This is a genomic window from Rathayibacter sp. AY1C4, assembly GCF_002932195.1.
Lineage (GTDB): Bacteria > Actinomycetota > Actinomycetes > Actinomycetales > Microbacteriaceae > Rathayibacter.
The window spans coordinates 53928-73380 of record NZ_PSWE01000017.1; the positions used below are offsets into that span (position 1 = coordinate 53928).

A 19453-nucleotide genomic window follows, 5' to 3' on the forward strand; every position below is an offset into this window, starting at 1 on the left:
CCGGCAGTGCTACGTCCCGTCCGCGGGACTGTCAATGGGGGTCCGGCGTGTCTCCCGCCCGATTCCCCGCACCGGGGTCCGAGCGGATACCGTCCCCCGAGGAGCCGTCCGCCAGGGCCGGCCCGATGAACGAAGGGGGCCCGTGGCCACGCTCATCTACGGACCGCAGAACCTCGAGATCGAATTCGAGGAGCGCGTCCTCGCGCACCTGAAGGTCGCCGTCCTCTCGAAGCTGCGCCGCAACGAAGCCTTCTCGCTCTCGTGGATGGAGGACGCCTCCACCGGACACGGCCGGAGCTCCGTCTGGCTGCACCCGTCGGTGCCGCTGCACTTCCGCTTCACCGAGGCGCACCAGCCCAAGCTCAACCGCGCGTGGATCGAGCAGATGCTCAGCGTCGCCAGCATGCACGGCGAGCTCTCGGTCCTGCCGGAGCCCGAGGAGCAGCGCCAGGGCTCCTGAGCTCCGCCGCTCCTGGGCCCCGCTGCCCCCTGATCGCACGGCCGTCAACCCCGTCCCCTCTGCGGGGGACGCGAAGTACCGTCGAGAAGACGTCCCCGGAACCATCGGCGGACGTCGACGGACGGAGACGACCATGACGGACACCGCGCGAGCGACCGGCCTGCCCACCCTCACCCCGGTGCGGACGCTCCGCAAGGAGCAGCCGATCGAGCCGCGCCGCGTGCCGGACTCCGTCTCCGTCGGCTCCCAGCCGGTCATCGGCTGCCGGATCGACGTGAGCGGCCGCTCCTTCGTCGTCGAGCTCGACATGGCCGGCATCTTCCTGCGCCAGGTGCGCCGGAGCCTGCGCGAGGGTGAGGGCGGCCTCGTGCTGCTGCGCCACGTCGACGGGATCGAGATGATCCCGTTCTCGCGCGCGACGCCGTTCGACGTCTCGGACATCGTCTGCCCCGAGGGCGTCGAGCCCGCGGACGCCCGCTCGGCCCTGGGGCTCCGCGACCGCTGAGCCGCGACGGGCGGCGTGCTCCGCCCCGCGCCCGCCGCTGAGCGGGATCAGGCGGGGAGCGACGCCTCGATCAGGTCGACGATCCGCGGGTCGTCGGGCTCGACCGTTGGGCGGAACCGGTGGACCGTGCCGTCGGCCGTGATCAGGAACTTCTCGAAGTTCCACTTCACCCGGCCGGCCTTGCCGTTCTCGTCCTCCGCCTTGGTGAGCTCCGCGTAGAGCGGGTGCGCCGAGCGGCCGTTGACGCGGACCTTCTCGAACATCGGGAAGGTGACCCCCCAGGTCGTCGAGCAGTACGCCTTGATCTTGTCCTCGTCGCTCAGCTCCTGGAGGAACTGGTTGCTCGGGAAGCCGAGGACCGTGAATCCGCGCTCCCCGTAGCTCTTCTGCAGGGCCTCGAGCTTCTCGTACTGCGGGGCGAGGCCGCAGCGGGAGGCGACGTTGACGATCAGCCGCACGGGCGGGTAGTCGGCGAGGGTCGACGTGGTGCCGTCGATCGTGGTGAGGGGGATGTCGGCGATCGTGTCGGGCACGGAGGGCTCCTTCGGACGTGGTGCGTCGACGCTACTCCCCGCCGCCGAGGGAACCCCGAGTCGTGGAGGCGGCTCGCTCCGGGTTCCCGCGACGGTCCGGGGTTCCCTCGGCGCGCGCCTGCCTCCACCATGGGGGGATGGCCGCCTCGCAGCAGATCGTCTCGGTCGGCGGGCGGAGGCTGCGGCTGACGAACCTCGACAAGGTCGTCTACCCGGAGACGGGCTTCACCAAGGCCGACGTGCTCTCCTACTACGCCTCCGTCGCCTCCGCGATGCTGCCCCATCTCGCGCGCCGCCCGGTCACCCGGAAGCGCTGGGTCGACGGAGTGGGCACCGCCGAGCATCCGGGCGAGGTCTTCTTCGAGAAGAACCTCCCCTCCTCCGCCCCCTACTGGCTGAGCCGGACCCGGCTCGCGCACTCGTCGCGCGACGTCGAGTACCCGCTGGTCGACGACGTCGCCGGGCTCACCTGGCTGGCGCAGCAGGCGGCGCTCGAGCTGCACGTCCCGCAGTGGCGGGTGGGCTCCGACGGCGAGCGCCGTCCGCCCGACCGCCTCGTGCTCGACCTCGACCCGGGCGAGGGGGCGGGCCTCGCCGAGTGCGCCGAGGTCGCGTTCCTCGCCCGCGACCTGCTGGAGGGGATGGGGCTGTCTCCGCTGCCGGTGACCAGCGGGAGCAAGGGGATCCACCTCTACTGCCCGCTGGACGCCTCCGCCTCCAGCGACCAGATCTCGGCGGTCGCGCACGAGCTGGCGCGCGCTCTCGAGTCGGACCACCGCGACCTCGTCGTCTCGGACATGAAGAAGACCCTGCGCGAGGGCAAGGTCCTCGTCGACTGGAGCCAGAACAGCGCGGCGAAGACGACTATCGCCCCCTACTCCCTCCGGGGGCGCCTCCGGCCGGCCGCCGCCGCGCCCCGCACGTGGGAGGAGCTGGGTGCCGAGGACCTGCGCCACCTGTCGCCCGACGAGGTGGTGGAGCGGCTGCGGAGCGACGGCGACCTCCTCCGCCCGCTGCTCGCCGCCCGGGGTGCCGGGCTCGAGCCGACCCCGGAGAGGATGGCGGGCTTCGCCGCGACGGACGCCTCCTCCGACCGCTTGGCGACCTACCGCAGCATGCGCGACGCGTCGAGGACGCCGGAGCCGGTGCCCGAGGCGGGGTCCGCGGGGTCCTCCTCGGGCGACTCCTTCGTCATCCAGGAGCACCACGCGCGGCGCCTGCACTACGACTTCCGGCTCGAGCACGACGGCGTCCTGGTCAGCTGGGCGGTGCCGAAGGGCCCGCCGCTGGAGGGCGACCCCAACCGGCTCGCGGTGCAGACCGAGGACCACCCCCTCGAGTACGCGACCTTCGAGGGCACGATCCCGGCCGGCGAGTACGGCGGCGGCGAGGTGCGCATCTGGGACGAGGGCACCTACGCGCTCGAGAAGTGGCGCGAGGGGAAGGAGGTGATCGCGGTGCTGACCGGCCGCCCCGACGGCGGGCTCGGCGGCCAGCCCCGTCGCTACGCCCTGCTGCACACGGGCTCGAGGGAGGGCGCCGAGAAGAACTGGCTCCTGCACCTGATGGCGCCGGGTCCCGCTCACGGGCACGGGACGCAGCGACGGGGCCGGGCGGCCGCGTCCGCCGCGTCGCCCGCTCCCCGCCCCGCACCCTCCGCAGACCGCCCGGCCGAGGACTCCGCTCCGCGCCGCCACCGCCCCATGCTCGCCACGGCCGGACGCCGCGGCGACGTGGACCCGGGGGCCGCGATCGAGATGAAGTGGGACGGCTACCGCGCTCTCGTGCGGGTGCAGGGCGGCACCGCGACCCTCACGAGCCGCAACGGCAACGACCTGACCGCGGCGTTCCCCGACCTGCTCGCCCCGCTCGCCGAGGCCGCCGCCGACGCCGTGCTCGACGGCGAGATCGTCGCCCTCGACGCTCGCGGGCGCCCCGACTTCGGCGCCCTGCAGACCCGCGGCGGGCTGACGAAGCCGCGCGAGATCGAGGCGGCCGCCCGGTCCACTCCGGTGCACCTGATGGTCTTCGACCTGCTCGAGCGCGCAGGAGAGGACCTGACCGGGAGCGACTACGACACCCGTCGCTCGGCACTGGTCGAGCTGGTCGCCGAGAACGAGCGCGTGCACGTCCCGTCCGTGTTCGACGGCGACCTGGAGGAGGCGATGGCCACCAGCCGCACCCTCGGCCTCGAGGGCGTGGTCGCCAAGCGCCGCGACTCGCGCTACCAGGAGGGCAGCCGCTCGCGCGACTGGATCAAGCTCACCCACCACCGGCTGCAGGAGGTCGTGATCGTGGGCTGGCGCGAGGGCGAGGGCGGCCTCCAGGGGTCGGTCGGGGCGCTGCTGACCGCGATCCCCGGCGAGGACGGGCTCGCGTACTCGGGCCGTGTGGGCACCGGCTTCAGTGACCGCGAGCGCCGCGGACTGGTCGACCGCCTGGCCGAGCACGCCACCGAGGAGCCCGCCGTCTCCGTCCCTCCGCTCGAGTCGCGCGGCGTGCACTGGGTGTCGCCCGTCCTGGTCGGCGAGGTCCGCTACCGCGAGCGCACCGCCTCCGGCACCCTCCGCCAGCCGGTCTGGCGCGGCTGGCGCGCCGACAAGGCCGCCGAGGACGTCCGCGTGGAGGAGCCGGGCAGCTGACCCTCCGGTCTTCCGACGGAGAGGCCCGGGAACGCGGCTCGCGCCGCCGATCCGCTGCGCCCCCGGCACCTCAGTCCAGGCGCACCCCGCGCAGCAGGAGGAGGGTCGCGCCGACCGCGGCACCGGTGCCGATGAGGACACCGCCCGCTCCGGCCGCCGCCGCGAGGACGCCGAGCAGGCTGGGCAGGGCGATCAGCCCGAGGCGGTTCCCGGCCAGGCGCAGCGCGAGGGCGCGGCCGTGGCGGTCGGCGGGGGTGCGCTCGATCAGCCAGGACATCGTGATGGGCTGGCCGATCCCGAGGCCCAGGCCGAGGGCGGCGACCGCGACGAAGAGGAGCACGGTCGGCGCGGGCAGGGCGACCAGCACCAGGCAGAGCGCCGAGATCAGGATGCCGCCCACCATCACCCGGGTGCGCCCGAGCCGGGCGGTGGCCGCGCCGAGGAGGAGCCGCGAGGCCATCGACGCGAGCGCGCGCACGGTGAGCAGGGCTCCGACGACGCCGGCCGGGAGCCCGCGCTCGGCGCCGAGGGCGGGGAGGTAGACGACGGTCAGGTCGACGGCGGCGACGACGGTCGCGCTGGTCAGCAGGGCGCGCGCGAGGCCCGGCACCCGGAGGAGACCGAGCGTCGAGCCCGGAGCCGCCGCCCCTTCCGCCGCGGGTCCGCGCGGGGACGGGCTGCGGATCCCCGCCGTCGAGACGAGCAGCAGCACCGCGAGGATCCCGCCCACGAGGAACAGCGGCGCCGGGTCGGGCCGCACCGAGCCGCCCGCGAGCACCGGGATGAATGCGGGCCCGATCGCCTGCCCGAGCGACGCGGCGAACGTGTAGTAGCCGAAGCGGCTGTCGAGCCGCGTCCCTCCGGTGCCGCCCGCGACGACGGTCTGCTGCCCGACCACGCAGCCCAGGTGCCCCGCGCCGAGCAGGGCGATGCCGAGGAGCAGCCCCGCGACGCTCCCGCCCGCCAGGAGCAGCACCGCGGCCGCTCCCACCGCGACGAGCGAGCCGACGGCCATCACGGCCCGGGCGCCGACCCGGTCGACCAGCCCGCCCACCGGCAGCGCGATCAGCAGCGGCACCAGCGCGAACGAGGCGCCGAGCGCCCCGAGCGCCCAGGCCGGCACGTCGAGCCGGATCGCCTGGTAGACGGCGGCCGGCCGGAGCAGGAACGCGACGGCCTGGATGAGCACGGCGTGCGCGAGCAGGGACGGAGTCGCCAGGCGGTTCCGCACGCGCGCTCCTCCCCGCGGCGCTCGGCCGAGCACCCGCTCCCCCATCCTCCTCCCGGTGCCGCCGCCGAGTCGCCCGGGAAGGATCGTCCTGCCCCTCGAGAACGGGCCTTCTCGTGCGACTCAGCCCTGCGGCGGCGGCGAGGGGAGCGCGTGCGCGGGCAGGGTGCCGAGGCGGTGCCGGCCGCGGAGGAGGAACCAGGCCAGGCCGATCCCGACGACCGCGGCGACCACGACGACCGCGCTCCAGCGCAGCTCCTCCCCGTAGACCTCGACGCGCGGCCACGCGAGGTCGACCGTCATCGCCGCGCCCCAGAGCACCGCGACGACGTTCACCGGCAGGCCCGCGCGGCCGAGCGAGAAGCGCCCGGGCGCGGCTGCGGGCCACCGGCCGCGGAGCCGGGCGATCAGCAGCGGCACCGTCACCAGCAGGTAGGCGAGGTAGATCAGGATGACCGCCACGCTCGTCACGGCCGTGAAGATCGCCGGCGTGCCGATGTTCACGACCAGGATCAGCACCGCGAGCACCCCCACGACCAGCGCCGGCGCCACCGGGGTCCCCCGCCGCGGGTCGACGCGGGCGAGCACGCGGCTGCCGGGCAGGGCGTTGTCGCGGGCCATCGCGAAGATCAGTCGGATGGCCGCCGTGTGCACCGCCAGCGCGCACACCGTGATCGCGACGACCACGCAGAGCAGGAGGACCGATCCGAGGGGGCCGCCGAGCACCTGCAGCACGATCCGCTGCAGCCCGCCCGACGCCTGCCCGAGCGCCGGGTCGGCGAGGTCGGGCGCCGAGAGGATCCCCAGCAGCAGGATGAGGCCGCCGAGGACGAAGGAGGCGGTCACCGCCCGCAGGATCGCCGTCGGCGCGGTCCGGCGCGGATCGACCGTCTCCTCGCCGAGCGAACCCGCGGTGTCGAACCCGTACATCACGTACGCCGACGCGATCGCGGCGATGAGGAACGCGCCGGCGTACCCGCCCGGCGTGCTCCCGCCGTAGCCGCTGGTGTCGAGCAGCACGGTCGGCGGATGCACCACGTTCACCGCGAGCACCGCCACCAGCAGCACCGCCGCGACGAGCTCGATCAGCACGCCGACGCTGTTGATCCGGGCCATCAGCCGCACGCCGCGCGCGTTGACCGCGGTGGTGAACGCGATCAGCAGCGCTCCCCAGACCACCGCGCTCACCCCCGCGGAGCCGCCGAGCTGGAACCCGCTCCAGATCTGCGGGAGCGTCGCCTGGTACGCCAGCACGACGGCCGCGAGCGTGACCACGGACGCGGTGGCCATCAGCCAGCCCGCCATCCAGCTCACCGTCGGCCCGGCGAGGCGCTTGCTCCAGTTGTAGACGGAGCCGGCGACCGGGTAGCGGGCGGCGAGCTCGGCGAAGCACAGCGCGACCATGAGCTGCCCGGTGAACACGATCGGCCAGGACCACCAGTAGGCGGGACCGCCGAGCGCGAAGCCGAAGGAGAAGAGCTGGAACGTGCCGGTCAGGATCGAGATGTAGCTCACGCCCGCGGCGAAGCTGCCGAAGCGGCCGATGCCGCGGGTGAGCGAAGGGCGGTACCCGAACTCGGCGGTCCCGTCGTCGACGTCCTCGGCGGTGCTCATCGGGCTCCCCCTCGCGGGCACGCTCGTCGCACCGAGGTCAGGATGCCAGCCGCCGCCCGGCCGCACGACTCCCCCGTCCCGGGCGTCCGTCAGCGGGTGCTCAGCGCTCGCCCCGCTCCCGGTGCACAGGACTCGGGCGGCCCCCGCGGACGGGAGCGGCGTCAGCCGTGCGCCGCGAGCCGGGTGCGCTGGGGCACCAGGAGCTCGAGCAGCTCCTCGACCCCGTCGACCCGCTGCGGCTCGACCGGGTGCCCGGGTCCGCACGGCTTGTAGGCGGGCGGATCCACGTTCAGGACGTGCCCGACGGGCCGCCCCTTCTCCCAGACCGTGAGGAGGAAGGCGCCGTCCCGCTCGTCGGGGGCGCCGATCTCGAAGACCCGGCCGCGCACGATGGCGCACTGCGGCTCCTTGCGCGCGAGGCGCACCCAGAAGGGATGGTCTCCGGTCATCGTGCCCGTCCTCCCCGGCCGACCCGCGGCCGTGCCCGTAGCGGTCGACCGGTGATCGTGTCGTCGGCGACCCGCAGGGCCACGGTACGTCCGCCTCCCCTCAGCCGATCAGGGGGTTCACTGCGGAGCCTCGCAGTGGTAGCGGACGCCGGTCGCGCCCGGACGCGCACGACGGGGAACCACTCACTGCTCGTAGGAGTCCTCGTAGTCGGCACCACTGGTCAGCTCGCCGTCGCCGGGTTGCACGGGATGCTCGCCGGTGAGCGCGTCGATCCGCGCGCGCAGCCGTGCCACCTCCGCCGCGTTGTCCGGTTCGGGCAGGTCGCTCGGCGTGGTCTCGACGATGAGGGCGGCCGCGGCGTTCACGAGGAAGGTGGCGTCGACCGTCCCGCCGTCGGCGCCGATCCCCGTGTACTCGACGGTGTCGGCCGCGCCCTTCGAGGCGAGGGCGACGGCGTATTCGACGAGTGCGTCGGCCGCCTCGTCCCCCACCAGGATCGTCTTGTCGGCGAAGAGGATGTGCTTCATGCCGCCCATGCTCGGCAACGCCGGCTGCGTGGAGGGAGGAGGTTGACAGAGGACCGCCGCTGACGGAAGACCTGGACAGATCGAGCAGAGAATGGCAGACCCGGGTTGTCGGATCCGTCCGGTCTGCGGAAGGGTGGAGGCAACGGCGGGCGTCTGCCTGCCGGAGATCAGGGGCTGGAGACGCCGATGGGGAAGCTGCACTACGACGGGACCGTCGAGATCGACTTCGAGGACCGCGTGCTCGCGCACCTGCAGATCGTCATCACCGCGAAGCTGCGCCGCAACGAGTCGTTCCTGCTCAGCTGGCGCGACGACCACAGCATGGGCGACGGCCGCAGCGCGATCTGGATCCACCCCTCCCACGCGCTCCGCTACAAGTACTTCGGCGGCCGGATGCCCCGCATCAACCCCGCCTGGATCTCCGCGCTCACCGACCTCGCGAACTCCGCGGGCGGGCTGTACGTGATCTCGGAGCCCGCCGAACCGGTGCGTCCTCCGGCGAAGGGCGACCAGCTGTGAAGCGCATCGACCTGATCTACAACGGCACCGCCTACACGGTCAACAACAGGAGCCTCGAGGAGTTCCGCGCCGAGGTCGAGGCCGCCCTCGCCTCCCCGACCCCGCAGTGGCTGACCGTCAACTACGGCGAGGGACGCGCGAACCCGGCGCTCCTCCTCATCACGCCGTACACCCCGCTGTCGATCATCACGAACGACTTCGACGAGCTCAACGCAGAGCACGAGTAGCGGCGGACCTCGGGGAGGTCAACCACGTCGTCCGGTCGATCCGCGCCCCGTACCGTCGGGCAGGACCTCGTCGACGTCGTGCGCGGACCCCGCACGGCGACACCCGATCGACACCGCCCGCGCCCCGGCGCGCAGAACAACGGCCGCGGACACCCGGCCAGGAGCCGTGATGACAGATCCCGCCTTCGCCGTTCTCGACGACCTCATCGCCGCCCTCGAGCGTCCCGGCTCGATCGACCCCGGCCTGAGCCGCTCCGTCGCCGTGCAGGCCGCCGTCCTCCGGCTCCCGTCGCCCCGCACCATGCACCGTCCGCGCCCGACGAGCCGCTTCACGGGCCGTCGCCTCGTGCGCCCGGGCAGCGCAGCCAGGCGGGCTCCCGCGCGTCACCGCGTCGTGGTCCCCGCCGGTCCGGCGGAGCGTCGCTCCGAGCGGAGCCGACGGCTAAAATGGGCGCGGTGACCGACTCCGACGCTCTCTGCGACCCGTATCTGCGCGGGTATCCGATCGACGGCGTCGCGATCTCCACGCTCGGCAGCCCCTTCGGCGGCGAGACCGTCGCCGCGAGCGACAGCACCGCGAGCCGGCTGGACGAGGTCCAGATCGACCTCGGCGAGGGCCCGTGCTGGGAGGCGATCCGCGCTGCCGGCCCCGTCTCGGTGCCGGACACCGGCGCGGAGGAGCGCTGGCCGCTCTTCACCGAGGCGATCGGCCCCACGGCGGTGCGCGCGGTCTTCGCCTTCCCGCTCTCGATCGCGGGGCTCTCGATCGGCGCGGTCGACCTCTACTCCCGCCGCCCCACGTCGCTCAGCGACTCCCTCCTCGGCCGGATCAGCGCCTCGACCACCGCGACGGCGCTGCTGGTGCTGGCCGCGGTGCTGCGCGACAACGAGGTCGAGGAGAGCACGAATCCGCGCTCGCGACGCGTGGTGCACCAGGCGACCGGCATGATCATCGCGCGCTACGGCAGCACCGCCGAGGAGGCGCAGCTGCTGCTGCGCGCCCACGCCTTCGCCCAGCAGCGCTCCGTCGTCGATGTCGCCTCCGGCATCGTGGCCCGGCACGACGGGTTCCCCGACCGCCCTCTCACCGCCCAGGACGACACATGGTGACGAACTCCCGCGAGCGCAGCGTCATCCAGACGTTCGTCGCCCTCTCCGACACACTGGTCGACGACTACGACGTCGTCGACTTCACCCAGACCCTCGTGGAGAGCAGCGCGACCCTCTTCGACGCCGTCTCGGCGGGGCTCGTCCTCGCCGACTCCACCGGCTCCCTCGAGGTGCTCGCCTCCACGGACGAGGACACCCGGCTGATCGAGCTGCTCCAGCTCGACAGCGGGTCGGGCCCGTGCATCCAGTGCTTCGAGACCGGGCGGCCGGTGATCGTCGAGGACGCCCGCGCCGTGGGCGAGGAGTGGGCGGAGTTCCGGACGCTGGCGGTCGAGCTCGACGTGCTCTCGGCGCACTGCGTGCCGATGCGCTCGGCGGGGACGACGATCGGCTCCCTCAACCTCTTCCAGGCCCGGCCGGGGCGGCTCGATCCGGACGACATCGCGGTCGTGCAGGCGTTCGCCGACGTCGCGACGATCGGGATCCTGCACCAGCGCGCGCTCCAGCAGAGCACGGTCACCCAGGAGCAGCTGCAGCACGCCCTCGACAGCCGGGTGCTGATCGAGCAGGCGAAGGGGATCCTCGCCTACGCCCACCGCACCACGGTCGAGCAGGCCTTCGAGGTGCTGCGGGTCCGCGCGCGAGCGACGTCGACTCCGATCACGACGCTCGCCCAGGAGATCATCCGCGGCTACCGGCGCTGACGCTCCGCGCCAGCGGAGCAGGAGCGGGGCGGATCCGCGCCGGCAGCGCCGCGGCTCAGAGCTCAGTACTCGTTCTCGAGCTCCCACGTCGCGCGGGGGTCGACGTCCGAGGCGGGCACCGGTCCGCCCGCACTGTCGAGCGCGTCGAGGCGCTCGAGGATCTCGGTGCTCGACTCCGCCGCTGCGCCATCGCTGCCCGCGACGACCAGGGGGACGCCGAGCCCGACGGTGAGCGTCACGATGGAGGAGGGGGCCGAGTCGTCGGCGACGCTGACCGTGCTCATCCGGTGCCGCTGCGCGAGCGCGAGCGAGTACCGGACGACGGCGTCGGCGGTCGCGTCGTCGAGGGAGAGGGAGCCACCGGTGTGGAAGAGCGTCGTCATGGTCAAGTCCTCGCAGGGCAGGCGGATGGGCATGGTTCCGTCACCGGGGGCCAGGATGCGGTGCGCTCACGCTACGCCCTGGGCGCTCGGGGGTGCAGGTCTTGCGCCGAAGCGCTCCCCTGTCGCATGGTTCGCTCTCGCCGCCGGAGCAATTCCCCCATGGCTCTGAGGCGGCTCACATGTTAACGTGAACACACGCGTCGGTCCCCTCGGCTCGACGCATCCCTCCCCTGAAGGAAAGGTCTCGACGATGAGACGACGCTCCCCGGAGCCCCCTGCCGCCGCGCCTCGGCGCCGCGTGCGATCCCTCTTCCTCTCCGCTCTCGCCTGCACGAGCGTCGCCCTCACCGGCGCTCTCGTCCCCGTCTCGGCGCAGGCCGTCGACGTCCCGGCGCCCACCGCGCACTACGACATGTCGCACGCCGGCTCGGCCCTGCTCGACATCTCGGGCAACGGACGCAACGCCACCCTGACCGGCCTCACCGACGCGTCCTTCGCGAACGCCGGCGGCGACCAGGTCGCCCGGTTCAAGAACGACGGCTACGCGAGCCTCCCCCAGGGCCTGGTCACCGGAGCCGACAACGCCTTCGCCGTCGAGTACACGGTGAAGACGCAGACCACCGCCAACCAGTTCGGCTGGGTCATCGGCGACGGCGTCGGCCCGTGGAACACCACGCAGCTCGGCAACCACGTCTTCGTGAACCCGCGCAACCCCGACGGCTCGCCCAGCGGACAGGTCCTCGCGGGCATCCGCGTCAAGGAGCCCACCAACAACGGCGAGACCCGCATGCCGTTCGGCGGCACGCTGAACCCCGGGTTCACGACCCTCACGCTCGTCGGCACCGGCACGGGGTCGAGCACCGTGCTGACCCTCTACCGCGACGGCACGCAGATCTCGACGGCGAACACCACGAAGTCGATGGCGAGCATCGTGCCGACCGGGTCCACTCTCGGCTACCTCGGCCGCTCGCTCTACTCCGGCGACGCGCTCGTGACCGCCGACGTCACCGACGTGAAGTTCTGGGACACCTCCCTCACCGCCGAGCAGGTCGCCTCGAGCATGCCGACCGCCACGGCGAAGGCGTCCGCGACCTCCGCCCTGCTGCGCTCGGACATCCAGCCCGTCCTGCTGGCCGGCAACCCGTCGCTGACCCAGGTCTCCTCGAACCTGACGCTACCCGCCTCCAGCAGCGGCGTCCCGCTCACCTGGACCTCCTCGAACAGCGCGGTCGTCTCGGCCACCGGCGTCGTCTCGCGCTCGATCGCGCAGAACACCCCGGTCACCCTGACGGCGACCACCGCCCAGGGCGCGACGATCGCCTTCGAGGTGGTCGTGCTCGCCCCGAGCATCAACGACGACCTCGACGCGCTGAAGCTCGCCACGCGCACCACCGAGAACCTCCCCCTCGCAGTGAAGGGCGCCCGTAACGGCACCGACATCACCTGGACCTCCTCGGACCCGGCCCTCGTCACTCCGACGAACACCTCCTACGCGGCTCCGGCGGTCGGCGCGGCCGACCCCTACCGCGGCGGCGGCGTCGTCACCCGGCCGGCCTACGGCTCCGGAGACAGGACCGTCACCCTCACCGCGACGGCCACCCTCAACGGCGTCGCCGAGACGCGCGCCTTCACGCTGACGGTCGCCGAGCTCGGCCGCACCGCTCCCGACGCGGGCTACGCCTCGGCGTACTTCAAGTCGGACGGCGACGAGAAGATCTACCAGGCCGCGACCTCGGGTAACGACTTCTTCACCTTCTCGCCGGTCAACGGCGGGAAGGCGGTCATCACCTCGACGACCGACACGAAGGGCCTGCGCGACCCGTTCATCCTCCGCTCGCACAACGGCGACAAGTACTACATGGTCGCCACCGACCTCTGCATCTCCTGCGGCACCGGCTGGGGCGACGCCCAGTCCAAGGGCAGCCTGAAGATCGAGGTCTGGGAGTCGACCGACCTGGTGCAGTGGACCCGCACCAACGGCGCCGACACCGGCATCACGGTGAACCAGCCGGCCGCCGGAATGACCTGGGCGCCCGAGGCGTACTGGGACGACGCCCTGCAGTCCTACGTCGTGTTCTTCTCCTCGCGCCTCTACTCCGACGCGACGAAGACCAACAACGACAAGCTCTACTCCCGCGTCTTCTCCGTGATCACCCGCGACTTCCGCACCTTCACCGCTCCTCCCGCCACCTGGCAGGACACCGGCTACGCGCGGATCGACTCGACGATCACGAAGATCGGCGACTACTACTACCGCTTCACCAAGAACGAGGAGGGCGGCGCCGCCGGCACCCTCGAGGCCGGAAAGGACATCTTCCTCGAGAAGTCGAAGGTCCTGACCGCCGGGACGACCTCCTCGAACTGGAGTGCCGACCCGAACACCACCTGGCAGCTCACCGACACCCGGATGACCTCGCTCGAGACCGGCCAGGCCGGTGAGGGACCCGAGATCATCAAGCTGAACGCGGGCGACCCGAACGACACCACCGGCGCGGGCGACGGCTACGCGTTCCTCGTCGACAACTACGGCGACGGCGGCTACAAGGCCTTCATCACCTCCGGAGCGGCCATCGCCGGCAGCTCGCAGACGAACCGCCTCTCGCAGTCGGCCGACTGGAACGTCTCGCCCAAGAGCCGCGCCGGCCTCCCGGCCAGCCCGCGGCACGGCGCGTTCGTGAGCGTCCCGCAGACGGTCCTCACCGCCATGAAGAACTGGACCGGCGTCACTGCCGTCGACTCCACCACGACCCTCACCGCCGACGGCCGCACGGTCACGGCGACGGTCGCGGCGGCCGACAAGGGCGACGTCGTCGGCTCGGTCACCTTCACCGGCGGCTCGTGGACCTCGACCGTCCCGCTCTCCGGCGGCTCGGCGAGCGTCTCGGTCCCGGCGGACGTGACCGGCGTCACGGCCTCCTACACCGGGTACGCGGACAAGCTGGTGCGCACGTCGGTCTCGGCCGCCGTCCCGCTGGACACCCTCGAGCTCGTCCCCGCGGTCGCCACGCGCTGCGTCGCCGGGAAGATCGTGCTCACCGCGACCGTGAAGAACACCGACACCGCTGCCGCGGCCGTCACGATCGCCTCGGCCTACGGCTCGAAGTCGTTCACCGCGGTCGCACCCGGATCGTCCGCCTCCGCCGCCTTCACCACCCGCCTGGCCTCGATGCCGGCCGGCACGGTGACGGTGACCGGATCGGCGACCGGCCAGCCCGCGTTCACCGCGACGGTCCCCGTGGCCGCCGCGCGCTGCTGACGCACTGACGACGAAGGGCCCCCTCCTGCGCTCGCGCGGGAGGGGGCCCTTCGTCGTTCCCGGGTCAGACGGTGGGAGCGAGCAGGTCCGCGTGGTGGGCGGCCGCCACGTTCGGGTGGGCCCGGAGCCGGTAGCGCAGCGCGTTCTCGCCGTAGGTCTCGAGGATCGGCGCGTTCGTCGGGTCGACCGAGAGGCCGGACTTGAGCTCCTCGGGCAGCGGGAGCGAGGGCATGGTGGCCGAGAGCGCGGGATTGAAGAAGAACGGGATCGAGATCCGGTCCGTTCCGATCAGCGGCGAGATCACGCGGTGCAGCGTGGCCTTGAGGTAGCCGCCCGTGGCGAGCTCCAGCATCTCGCCGATGTTGACGACGAACGCGCCCTCCATCGCGGGTGCCTCGATCCACGAGCCGTCGTGCTCGACCTGCAGGCCGCCCTTGCCGGGCTCGACCAGCAGCAGCGTCAGCACGCCGCCGTCGCGGTGCGCGCCCACGCCCTGCTTGGGCTCCGGGTCGGAGGTGCCCGGGTAGCGGACGACCTTCACCAGCGAGAACGGCCGCTCGGCGAACGCCTCGTCGAACACGTCCTCCGGGGCGTCGAGTGCGACGGCCCAGGTGCGCAGCAGCCGGATCGCGACCGCAGCGAGCTCCGCGTGCCAGCGCTCGAAGACCTCGCGGAACTCCGGCAGCGCCTCGGGCCAGAGGTTCGGCCCCTCGAGGCGCTCGTAGTCGGCGACGCCGGGCCCGGCGGGAACGGCCGGTCGGTCGATGCCGATGTCGACCTGCTCGCGGTAGTCGACGTCGCCGTTGGTGAGCTCGGCGCCGAAGCGGGTGTAGCCGCGGAACTGCGGGCTGAGGGTGTTCTCGATCGCGAGCTTCTCCTCCTCCGGCAGGTCGAAGAAGCGGCGGGAGACGGCGACGACGTCGTCGAGGAGGTCCTGGGGCACGCCGTGGCCGACGAGGTAGAAGAATCCCACGTCGTGCGTGGTCTCCCGGAGGTCGCGGCGGAAGGCGGCGGCCTCCGCCTCCCCCTGGTCGAGGCGGGACAGGTCGAGGATCGGCAGGGAATCGGTCATGCACCGACTCTCGCGCACGAACCTGCACAGCAGTCGATTGTTACGACAACCAAAACGGCGGGCCCCGCCACGGCGCGGAAGAGGGTTCCTCCGCGCCGCGACCGGGCCCGCCGTGAGCGCCGAGTGTTACGGCGTGGGCATGCCGCCGTTGACGTGCAGCGTCTCGCCGACGACGTAGCTCGACTCCGGGGAGGCGAGGAACACGTAGGCGGGAGCGAGCTCGGCCGGCTGGCCCCAGCGTCCGAGCGGCGTCTGCGAGCCGACCTCGGGCAGCTTGTCGGACGGCTGGCCGCCCGCGGTCTGCAGCGGCGTCCAGATCGGGCCCGGGGCGACGACGTTCACGCGGATGCCCTTGGGCGCGAGCTGCTGCGCGAGCGCCTTCGAGAACGTGTTGATCGTGGCCTTCGTGCTGGCGTAGTCGACCAGCATCGGCGACGGCTGGTAGGCCTGGATCGACGAGGTGCTGATGATCGCGGAGCCCGGGGCGAGGTGCGGCACGGCCGCCTTCGTCATCCAGAACATCGCGTAGACGTTGGTCTTGAAGGTCTCGTCGAACTGCTCGTCCGAGAGCTCGAGGAAGTCCTCGACGTGCTGCTGCTTGCCCGCGTTGTTGACGAGGATGTCGAGTCCGCCCAGGCCCTCGACGGCCTTCGCGACGGCGCCCACCGCGAAGTCGTGGTCGGTGATGTCGCCGGGGATGGCGACGGCGGTGCGGCCGGCCTCCTCGATCAGCGCGACGACCTTCTTCGCGTCGGACTCCTCCTCGGGGAGGTAGACGATCGCGACGTCGGCGCCCTCGCGGGCGTAGGCGATGGCGACGGCCGCGCCGATGCCCGAGTCGCCTCCGGTGACGAGCGCCTTGCGCCCGGTCAGGCGGCCGGAGCCGCGGTAGGTCGACTCGCCGCGGTCGGCGGGGTCGTCCATCTTCGAGTCGAGGCCGGAGCCCTCCTGGTACTGGGCCTCCGTGTCGATGTCGGCGAACATCGCGGTCGGGTCTTGGAACGTGTACTGGTCGTTCTGCGGAGTCTGGTCGTTCTGCGAGGTCATGTCTCGACGCTAGGCGCGCGGGATCGGCGACCGCGCGTGCTTGACAGCCCCGATCCGCCAGGACACAGGAGGTCTTCAGGAGCCGCGGAGCCCCCCGGATCGGGGAGAATGGTGCGGTGACCCGCGACGACTCCCTGTCCTTCGACACCACGGCGCCGCTGCCCGGCTGGCAGCACGCCTACTCCGGCAAGGTGCGCGACCTCTACACCCCCGACGACGCCGACCCCGTGCTCGGCGCCGACCGCATGCTCGTCGTCGCCAGCGACCGGGTCAGCGCGTACGACGCGGTCCTCGAGCCAGGGATCCCCGGCAAGGGCGAGCTGCTGACCACGCTCTCCCTCTGGTGGTTCGCGCAGCTCTCCGACGTCCCCAACCATCTGATCCCGGGCGCGATCCCCGAGGCGGTCCGCGGCCGGTCGATGCTGGTGAAGACGCTCGACATGTTCCCGATCGAGTGCGTCGTGCGCGGCTACCTCTCCGGCAGCGGCTGGAAGGAGTACCGGGAGACGGGCTCCGTCTGCGGCGTCCCGCTCCCCGAGGGCCTCCAGGACGGCGACGCGCTCCCCGAGCCGATCTACACCCCCGCGTGGAAGGCCCCGCAGGGCGAGCACGACGAGAACATCACCTTCGAGCGCACGGTCGAGATCGTCGGGGAGGAGGCCGCGGAGGCGCTGCGCACCCTCTCGCTCGCGGTCTTCCGCGAGGCGTCCACCATCGCCCTGGCCCGCGGCGTGCTGCTGGCCGATACGAAGTTCGAGTTCGGGGTCGACCGCGGGACCGGAGTCGTCACCCTCGGCGACGAGGTCCTCACGAGCGACTCCTCCCGCTACTGGGACGCCGACGACTACGACGCCGGCATCCGCGGCCGCTCGTTCGACAAGCAGATCGTGCGCGACTGGCTCTCCGACAACTGGGACGGCCAGGGCCTCCCGCCGACCCTCCCGTCCGAGATCGTCGAGCGCACGGCCGCGCGCTACCGCGAGCTCATCGAGCGCCTCACGCGCTGAGGCACCGGAACGACCTGTGGACGATCACCACCCTCGCGTCCGGCTGGAGGCCCGCGGCGAGGATCCGGACGAGGCGCGGCACAGCCTCGCGCGGCTCTACAACGGCGACGAATGGCGCGCCGCCACCACCGCGGCCGACTTCAGCTACCGCTACGCCGCCATCGGCGACGGCGGGATGACCCTCCGCACCTCGCGGATGTCCGGGCGCCTCGCGGGCGGCGTGGGCGACTCGGACGACGTCGTCGTGCAGTGGATCGTCGGCGGCTCCGCCCGGATCGATGTCGGCCGCGCCTCGATCGCGATGGAGGAGAACCGTCCCGTCCTCTTCCCCGTCGGTCGGCCGTTCGCCTTCGACTACGTCGACTTCGACCAGCGCCTGGTGCACCTCGACCGGGGAGTCGTCGACCGGGTCGCCGCCGAGCGCGGCCTCGTCGGCTCCCTCGTCTTCGACTCCGAGCACCGCCCCGACGCCGCGGCGATCCGCCGCTGGCGCACGGCCGTCGCCGACTCCGCCCGCGCGCTGCGCAGCGAGCGCGTCGAGCCGCTGCTCTGGGACGAGCTCACCCGCGCCACGGCCTCCGCGCTGCTCGACCTCTACCCTCCGGAGTCCGCTCCGGTCCCGCCCGAGCTCCTCGCCCCCCGGAACGCACGGATCCGCACGGCCGTCGAGTACGTGCACGCCCACTGCAGCGAGCCGATCGGCCCCGCCGAGATGGCGGCGGCGTCGGGCCTGACCGTCCGGGGCCTGCAGTCCGCGTTCCAGCGGGTGCTCGGGATGCGCCCGATCGCCTACCTGCGCCTGGTGCGGCTCGACCGCGCCCGGGTGGAGCTCGCCGTGAGTCCGCCCCTCGGGACGACGGTCGCCGCCGTCGCCCGGCACTGGGGCTTCGGGAACGCGGGCCGCTTCAGCGCGGCCTACGCGGAGCGATTCGGCGAGTCGCCGAGCGCCACGCTGCAGCGCTGATCAGTCGACGAGCTCGGGCGGCGGCTGCCCCTCGAGGATGCGGCTGAGGCCGTCGAGCAGCACCGCGACGGTCGCGGCCTCCGATTCGGGCACCTTCGCGACCATCGCGCGGATCTGCTCGTAGGTCGGGTCGTCGGTGCCGACGATGGCCTTCTGCGCGCGCTCCGTCAGGCAGAGGATGCGGCCGCGGCCGTCGGACGGGTCGGGAGTGCGGTTCACGTAGCCGGCGCGGGCGAGGCGGTCGACGAGGAGGGAGACGGCCGCCGTCGTGATCGACAGGGCCGCGGACAGGTCGACTGCGCGGACGATCTCGTCGCGCCGCTCCCCGACCCCGATCAGCCGCAGGGCCGCGAGATCCGTGGCGCCGATGCCCAGGCGGCGCTCCACGCGGCCGTCGTAGTCGCGCTCCGCCGTGCGCAATCGCGCGAGCAGAGCGAACAGGTCTGGCCGAGCGTCCATCGAGGTGCACCTTCCGAGCGGCAGGCGCCCCGGACGGGAACTCGCTGCCCCCATCGAACCACTTCTCCGGCGTTCGGACGGCGTGTGTCCCGAAAGCGCAGTCGGCGCCGAGACTGTTAGTCAACCGACTTAGCAATACCTAGTGTCGACGGTGCGGCACGCCTTCCGTGCGCCGCCGACGGTGAGGAGGTGCGCGCGATGGGACGACTGCTCTACGGCGCACCCGCCAGCTCGCACTCCTTCGAGGACCGCGCCCTGGCCCACCTCCAGACCGTGATCACCTCGCGGTTCCGCCGCGGCGAGGGCTTCCTCCTGACGATCGAGGACGCCGAGGGCCGCCGGTCCGAACTGTGGCTCCACCCCGGCATCCCCACCCGCTACGAGTACGACGGCACCGCCGCGATCGAGCTGAACCCGCACTGGCTGCGCGAGCTCTCGAACGCCTCGAACGGCCGCCTCGGCCTCCACCTCCTCCCCGAAACCTCGTCGCCCGACGACCTCTCCGTGAAGAAGATCCCCGCATGAGCGACCACAACGGCACACTGTTCCGGCGCGGAGGCACCGTCCGCTTCGTCCGCTGGATCTCCTCCCGCGACGGCGGCTGGGCCCCCGAGATCGTGCAGGGGCGCTACCTCGAGCGCGACGACCGCGGCTGGCTGGTCGAGATCGAGGGCACCCCGACGGTGCTCGCGAAGGACGACTGGGCCGTCTACCGCTGACCGGCCGTGCGCTCGGCGTACTGTTGA

General features: G+C 72.7%; 22 protein-coding genes. 13 read left to right on the forward strand and 9 right to left on the reverse strand.

Going from position 1 to position 19453, the window contains the following annotated elements:
* The first annotated feature begins 142 nt into the window (after positions 1-142).
* Both C5C99_RS10245 and C5C99_RS10250 read left to right on the forward strand, forming a co-directional pair.
* The gene (locus C5C99_RS10245) at positions 143-460 is read left to right on the forward strand and encodes a hypothetical protein (RefSeq protein ID WP_244229547.1); all 318 of its coding nucleotides are present in this window, start codon (positions 143-145) and stop codon (positions 458-460) included.
* A 133-nt stretch (positions 461-593) separates the two neighbouring features.
* A complete protein-coding gene (locus C5C99_RS10250; protein WP_104223778.1) occupies positions 594-965 on the forward strand; it encodes a hypothetical protein in 372 nt (123 codons plus the stop codon).
* A gap of 47 nt (positions 966-1012) precedes the next feature.
* On the opposite strand, the gene C5C99_RS10255 is transcribed toward C5C99_RS10250, so the two are convergent.
* Positions 1013-1498, reverse strand: coding sequence for a glutathione peroxidase (locus C5C99_RS10255; RefSeq protein WP_244229546.1), 486 nt, complete (start codon positions 1496-1498; stop codon positions 1013-1015).
* A gap of 137 nt (positions 1499-1635) precedes the next feature.
* Here C5C99_RS10255 and C5C99_RS10260 point away from each other — a divergent pair, with 137 nt between their 5' ends.
* Positions 1636-4140 (forward strand): ATP-dependent DNA ligase, encoded by a 2505-nt coding sequence (locus C5C99_RS10260; RefSeq protein ID WP_104340044.1) that lies wholly within the window; start codon positions 1636-1638, stop codon positions 4138-4140.
* A gap of 70 nt (positions 4141-4210) precedes the next feature.
* On the opposite strand, the gene C5C99_RS10265 is transcribed toward C5C99_RS10260, so the two are convergent.
* The 4 genes from C5C99_RS10265 to C5C99_RS10280 form a co-directional block, all read right to left on the reverse strand.
* A complete protein-coding gene (locus C5C99_RS10265; protein WP_159940156.1) occupies positions 4211-5371 on the reverse strand; it encodes an MFS transporter in 1161 nt (386 codons plus the stop codon).
* A gap of 120 nt (positions 5372-5491) precedes the next feature.
* The gene (locus tag C5C99_RS10270) at positions 5492-6982 is read right to left on the reverse strand and encodes an APC family permease (protein WP_104337542.1); all 1491 of its coding nucleotides are present in this window, start codon (positions 6980-6982) and stop codon (positions 5492-5494) included.
* A 161-nt stretch (positions 6983-7143) separates the two neighbouring features.
* Positions 7144-7431, reverse strand: a complete 288-nt coding sequence (locus C5C99_RS10275; RefSeq protein WP_104223782.1) for a hypothetical protein — start codon at positions 7429-7431, stop codon at positions 7144-7146.
* 183 nt (positions 7432-7614) lie between these two features.
* Positions 7615-7959: a hypothetical protein gene (locus tag C5C99_RS10280; protein ID WP_104260837.1), complete on the reverse strand. Its 345-nt coding sequence runs from the start codon at positions 7957-7959 to the stop codon at positions 7615-7617.
* A gap of 186 nt (positions 7960-8145) precedes the next feature.
* Between C5C99_RS10280 and C5C99_RS10285 the strand changes: the two genes are divergently transcribed.
* From C5C99_RS10285 to C5C99_RS10300, 5 genes are all read left to right on the forward strand, one after another.
* Positions 8146-8478, forward strand: a complete 333-nt coding sequence (locus C5C99_RS10285; RefSeq protein WP_104223784.1) for an ATP-dependent DNA ligase — start codon at positions 8146-8148, stop codon at positions 8476-8478.
* Positions 8475-8705: a hypothetical protein gene (locus C5C99_RS16805; RefSeq protein ID WP_104226801.1), complete on the forward strand. Its 231-nt coding sequence runs from the start codon at positions 8475-8477 to the stop codon at positions 8703-8705. The genes C5C99_RS10285 and C5C99_RS16805 overlap by 4 nt, the downstream gene beginning before the upstream one ends.
* 169 nt (positions 8706-8874) lie before the next feature.
* Entirely contained in the window at positions 8875-9165 is a 291-nt protein-coding gene (locus tag C5C99_RS10290; protein WP_104233816.1) for a hypothetical protein, read from the forward strand.
* On the forward strand, positions 9162-9815 hold the full coding sequence (locus tag C5C99_RS10295) for a GAF and ANTAR domain-containing protein (protein ID WP_146085499.1): 654 nt from the start codon (positions 9162-9164) through the stop codon (positions 9813-9815). Before C5C99_RS10290 ends, C5C99_RS10295 begins: the two co-directional genes overlap by 4 nt.
* Positions 9809-10519 carry a GAF and ANTAR domain-containing protein gene (locus tag C5C99_RS10300; protein ID WP_104226799.1) on the forward strand — a complete coding sequence of 237 codons (711 nt, stop codon included), beginning with the start codon at positions 9809-9811 and terminating at the stop codon, positions 10517-10519. The genes C5C99_RS10295 and C5C99_RS10300 overlap by 7 nt, the downstream gene beginning before the upstream one ends.
* Before the next feature lie 62 nt (positions 10520-10581).
* On the opposite strand, the gene C5C99_RS10305 is transcribed toward C5C99_RS10300, so the two are convergent.
* The gene (locus tag C5C99_RS10305; protein WP_104226798.1) at positions 10582-10902 is read right to left on the reverse strand and encodes a hypothetical protein; all 321 of its coding nucleotides are present in this window, start codon (positions 10900-10902) and stop codon (positions 10582-10584) included.
* A gap of 298 nt (positions 10903-11200) precedes the next feature.
* On the opposite strand from C5C99_RS10305, the gene C5C99_RS10310 reads away from it, so the two are divergent.
* Complete coding sequence (locus C5C99_RS10310) at positions 11201-14158, forward strand: immunoglobulin-like domain-containing protein (RefSeq protein WP_258059454.1); 2958 nt, start codon at positions 11201-11203, stop codon at positions 14156-14158.
* 64 nt (positions 14159-14222) lie between these two features.
* On the opposite strand, the gene C5C99_RS10315 is transcribed toward C5C99_RS10310, so the two are convergent.
* Positions 14223-15230 carry an isopenicillin N synthase family oxygenase gene (locus C5C99_RS10315; RefSeq protein WP_104223790.1) on the reverse strand — a complete coding sequence of 336 codons (1008 nt, stop codon included), beginning with the start codon at positions 15228-15230 and terminating at the stop codon, positions 14223-14225.
* A 126-nt stretch (positions 15231-15356) separates the two neighbouring features.
* Complete coding sequence (locus tag C5C99_RS10320) at positions 15357-16277, reverse strand: glucose 1-dehydrogenase (RefSeq protein WP_104223791.1); 921 nt, start codon at positions 16275-16277, stop codon at positions 15357-15359.
* Between the two features lie 116 nt (positions 16278-16393).
* Between C5C99_RS10320 and C5C99_RS10325 the strand changes: the two genes are divergently transcribed.
* Both C5C99_RS10325 and C5C99_RS10330 read left to right on the forward strand, forming a co-directional pair.
* Positions 16394-17284 carry a phosphoribosylaminoimidazolesuccinocarboxamide synthase gene (locus C5C99_RS10325; RefSeq protein WP_258059453.1) on the forward strand — a complete coding sequence of 297 codons (891 nt, stop codon included), beginning with the start codon at positions 16394-16396 and terminating at the stop codon, positions 17282-17284.
* Between the two features lie 16 nt (positions 17285-17300).
* Entirely contained in the window at positions 17301-18248 is a 948-nt protein-coding gene (locus C5C99_RS10330; RefSeq protein WP_104226797.1) for a helix-turn-helix domain-containing protein, read from the forward strand.
* On the opposite strand, the gene C5C99_RS10335 is transcribed toward C5C99_RS10330, so the two are convergent.
* Positions 18249-18707, reverse strand: coding sequence for a MarR family winged helix-turn-helix transcriptional regulator (locus C5C99_RS10335; RefSeq protein ID WP_181027163.1), 459 nt, complete (start codon positions 18705-18707; stop codon positions 18249-18251).
* Positions 18708-18905: 198 nt separating this feature from the next.
* Between C5C99_RS10335 and C5C99_RS10340 the strand changes: the two genes are divergently transcribed.
* Both C5C99_RS10340 and C5C99_RS10345 read left to right on the forward strand, forming a co-directional pair.
* Complete coding sequence (locus C5C99_RS10340; RefSeq protein WP_104223794.1) at positions 18906-19232, forward strand: hypothetical protein; 327 nt, start codon at positions 18906-18908, stop codon at positions 19230-19232.
* Positions 19229-19426 carry a hypothetical protein gene (locus C5C99_RS10345; protein ID WP_068256013.1) on the forward strand — a complete coding sequence of 66 codons (198 nt, stop codon included), beginning with the start codon at positions 19229-19231 and terminating at the stop codon, positions 19424-19426. The genes C5C99_RS10340 and C5C99_RS10345 overlap by 4 nt, the downstream gene beginning before the upstream one ends.
* The last annotated feature ends 27 nt before the right edge of the window (positions 19427-19453 follow it).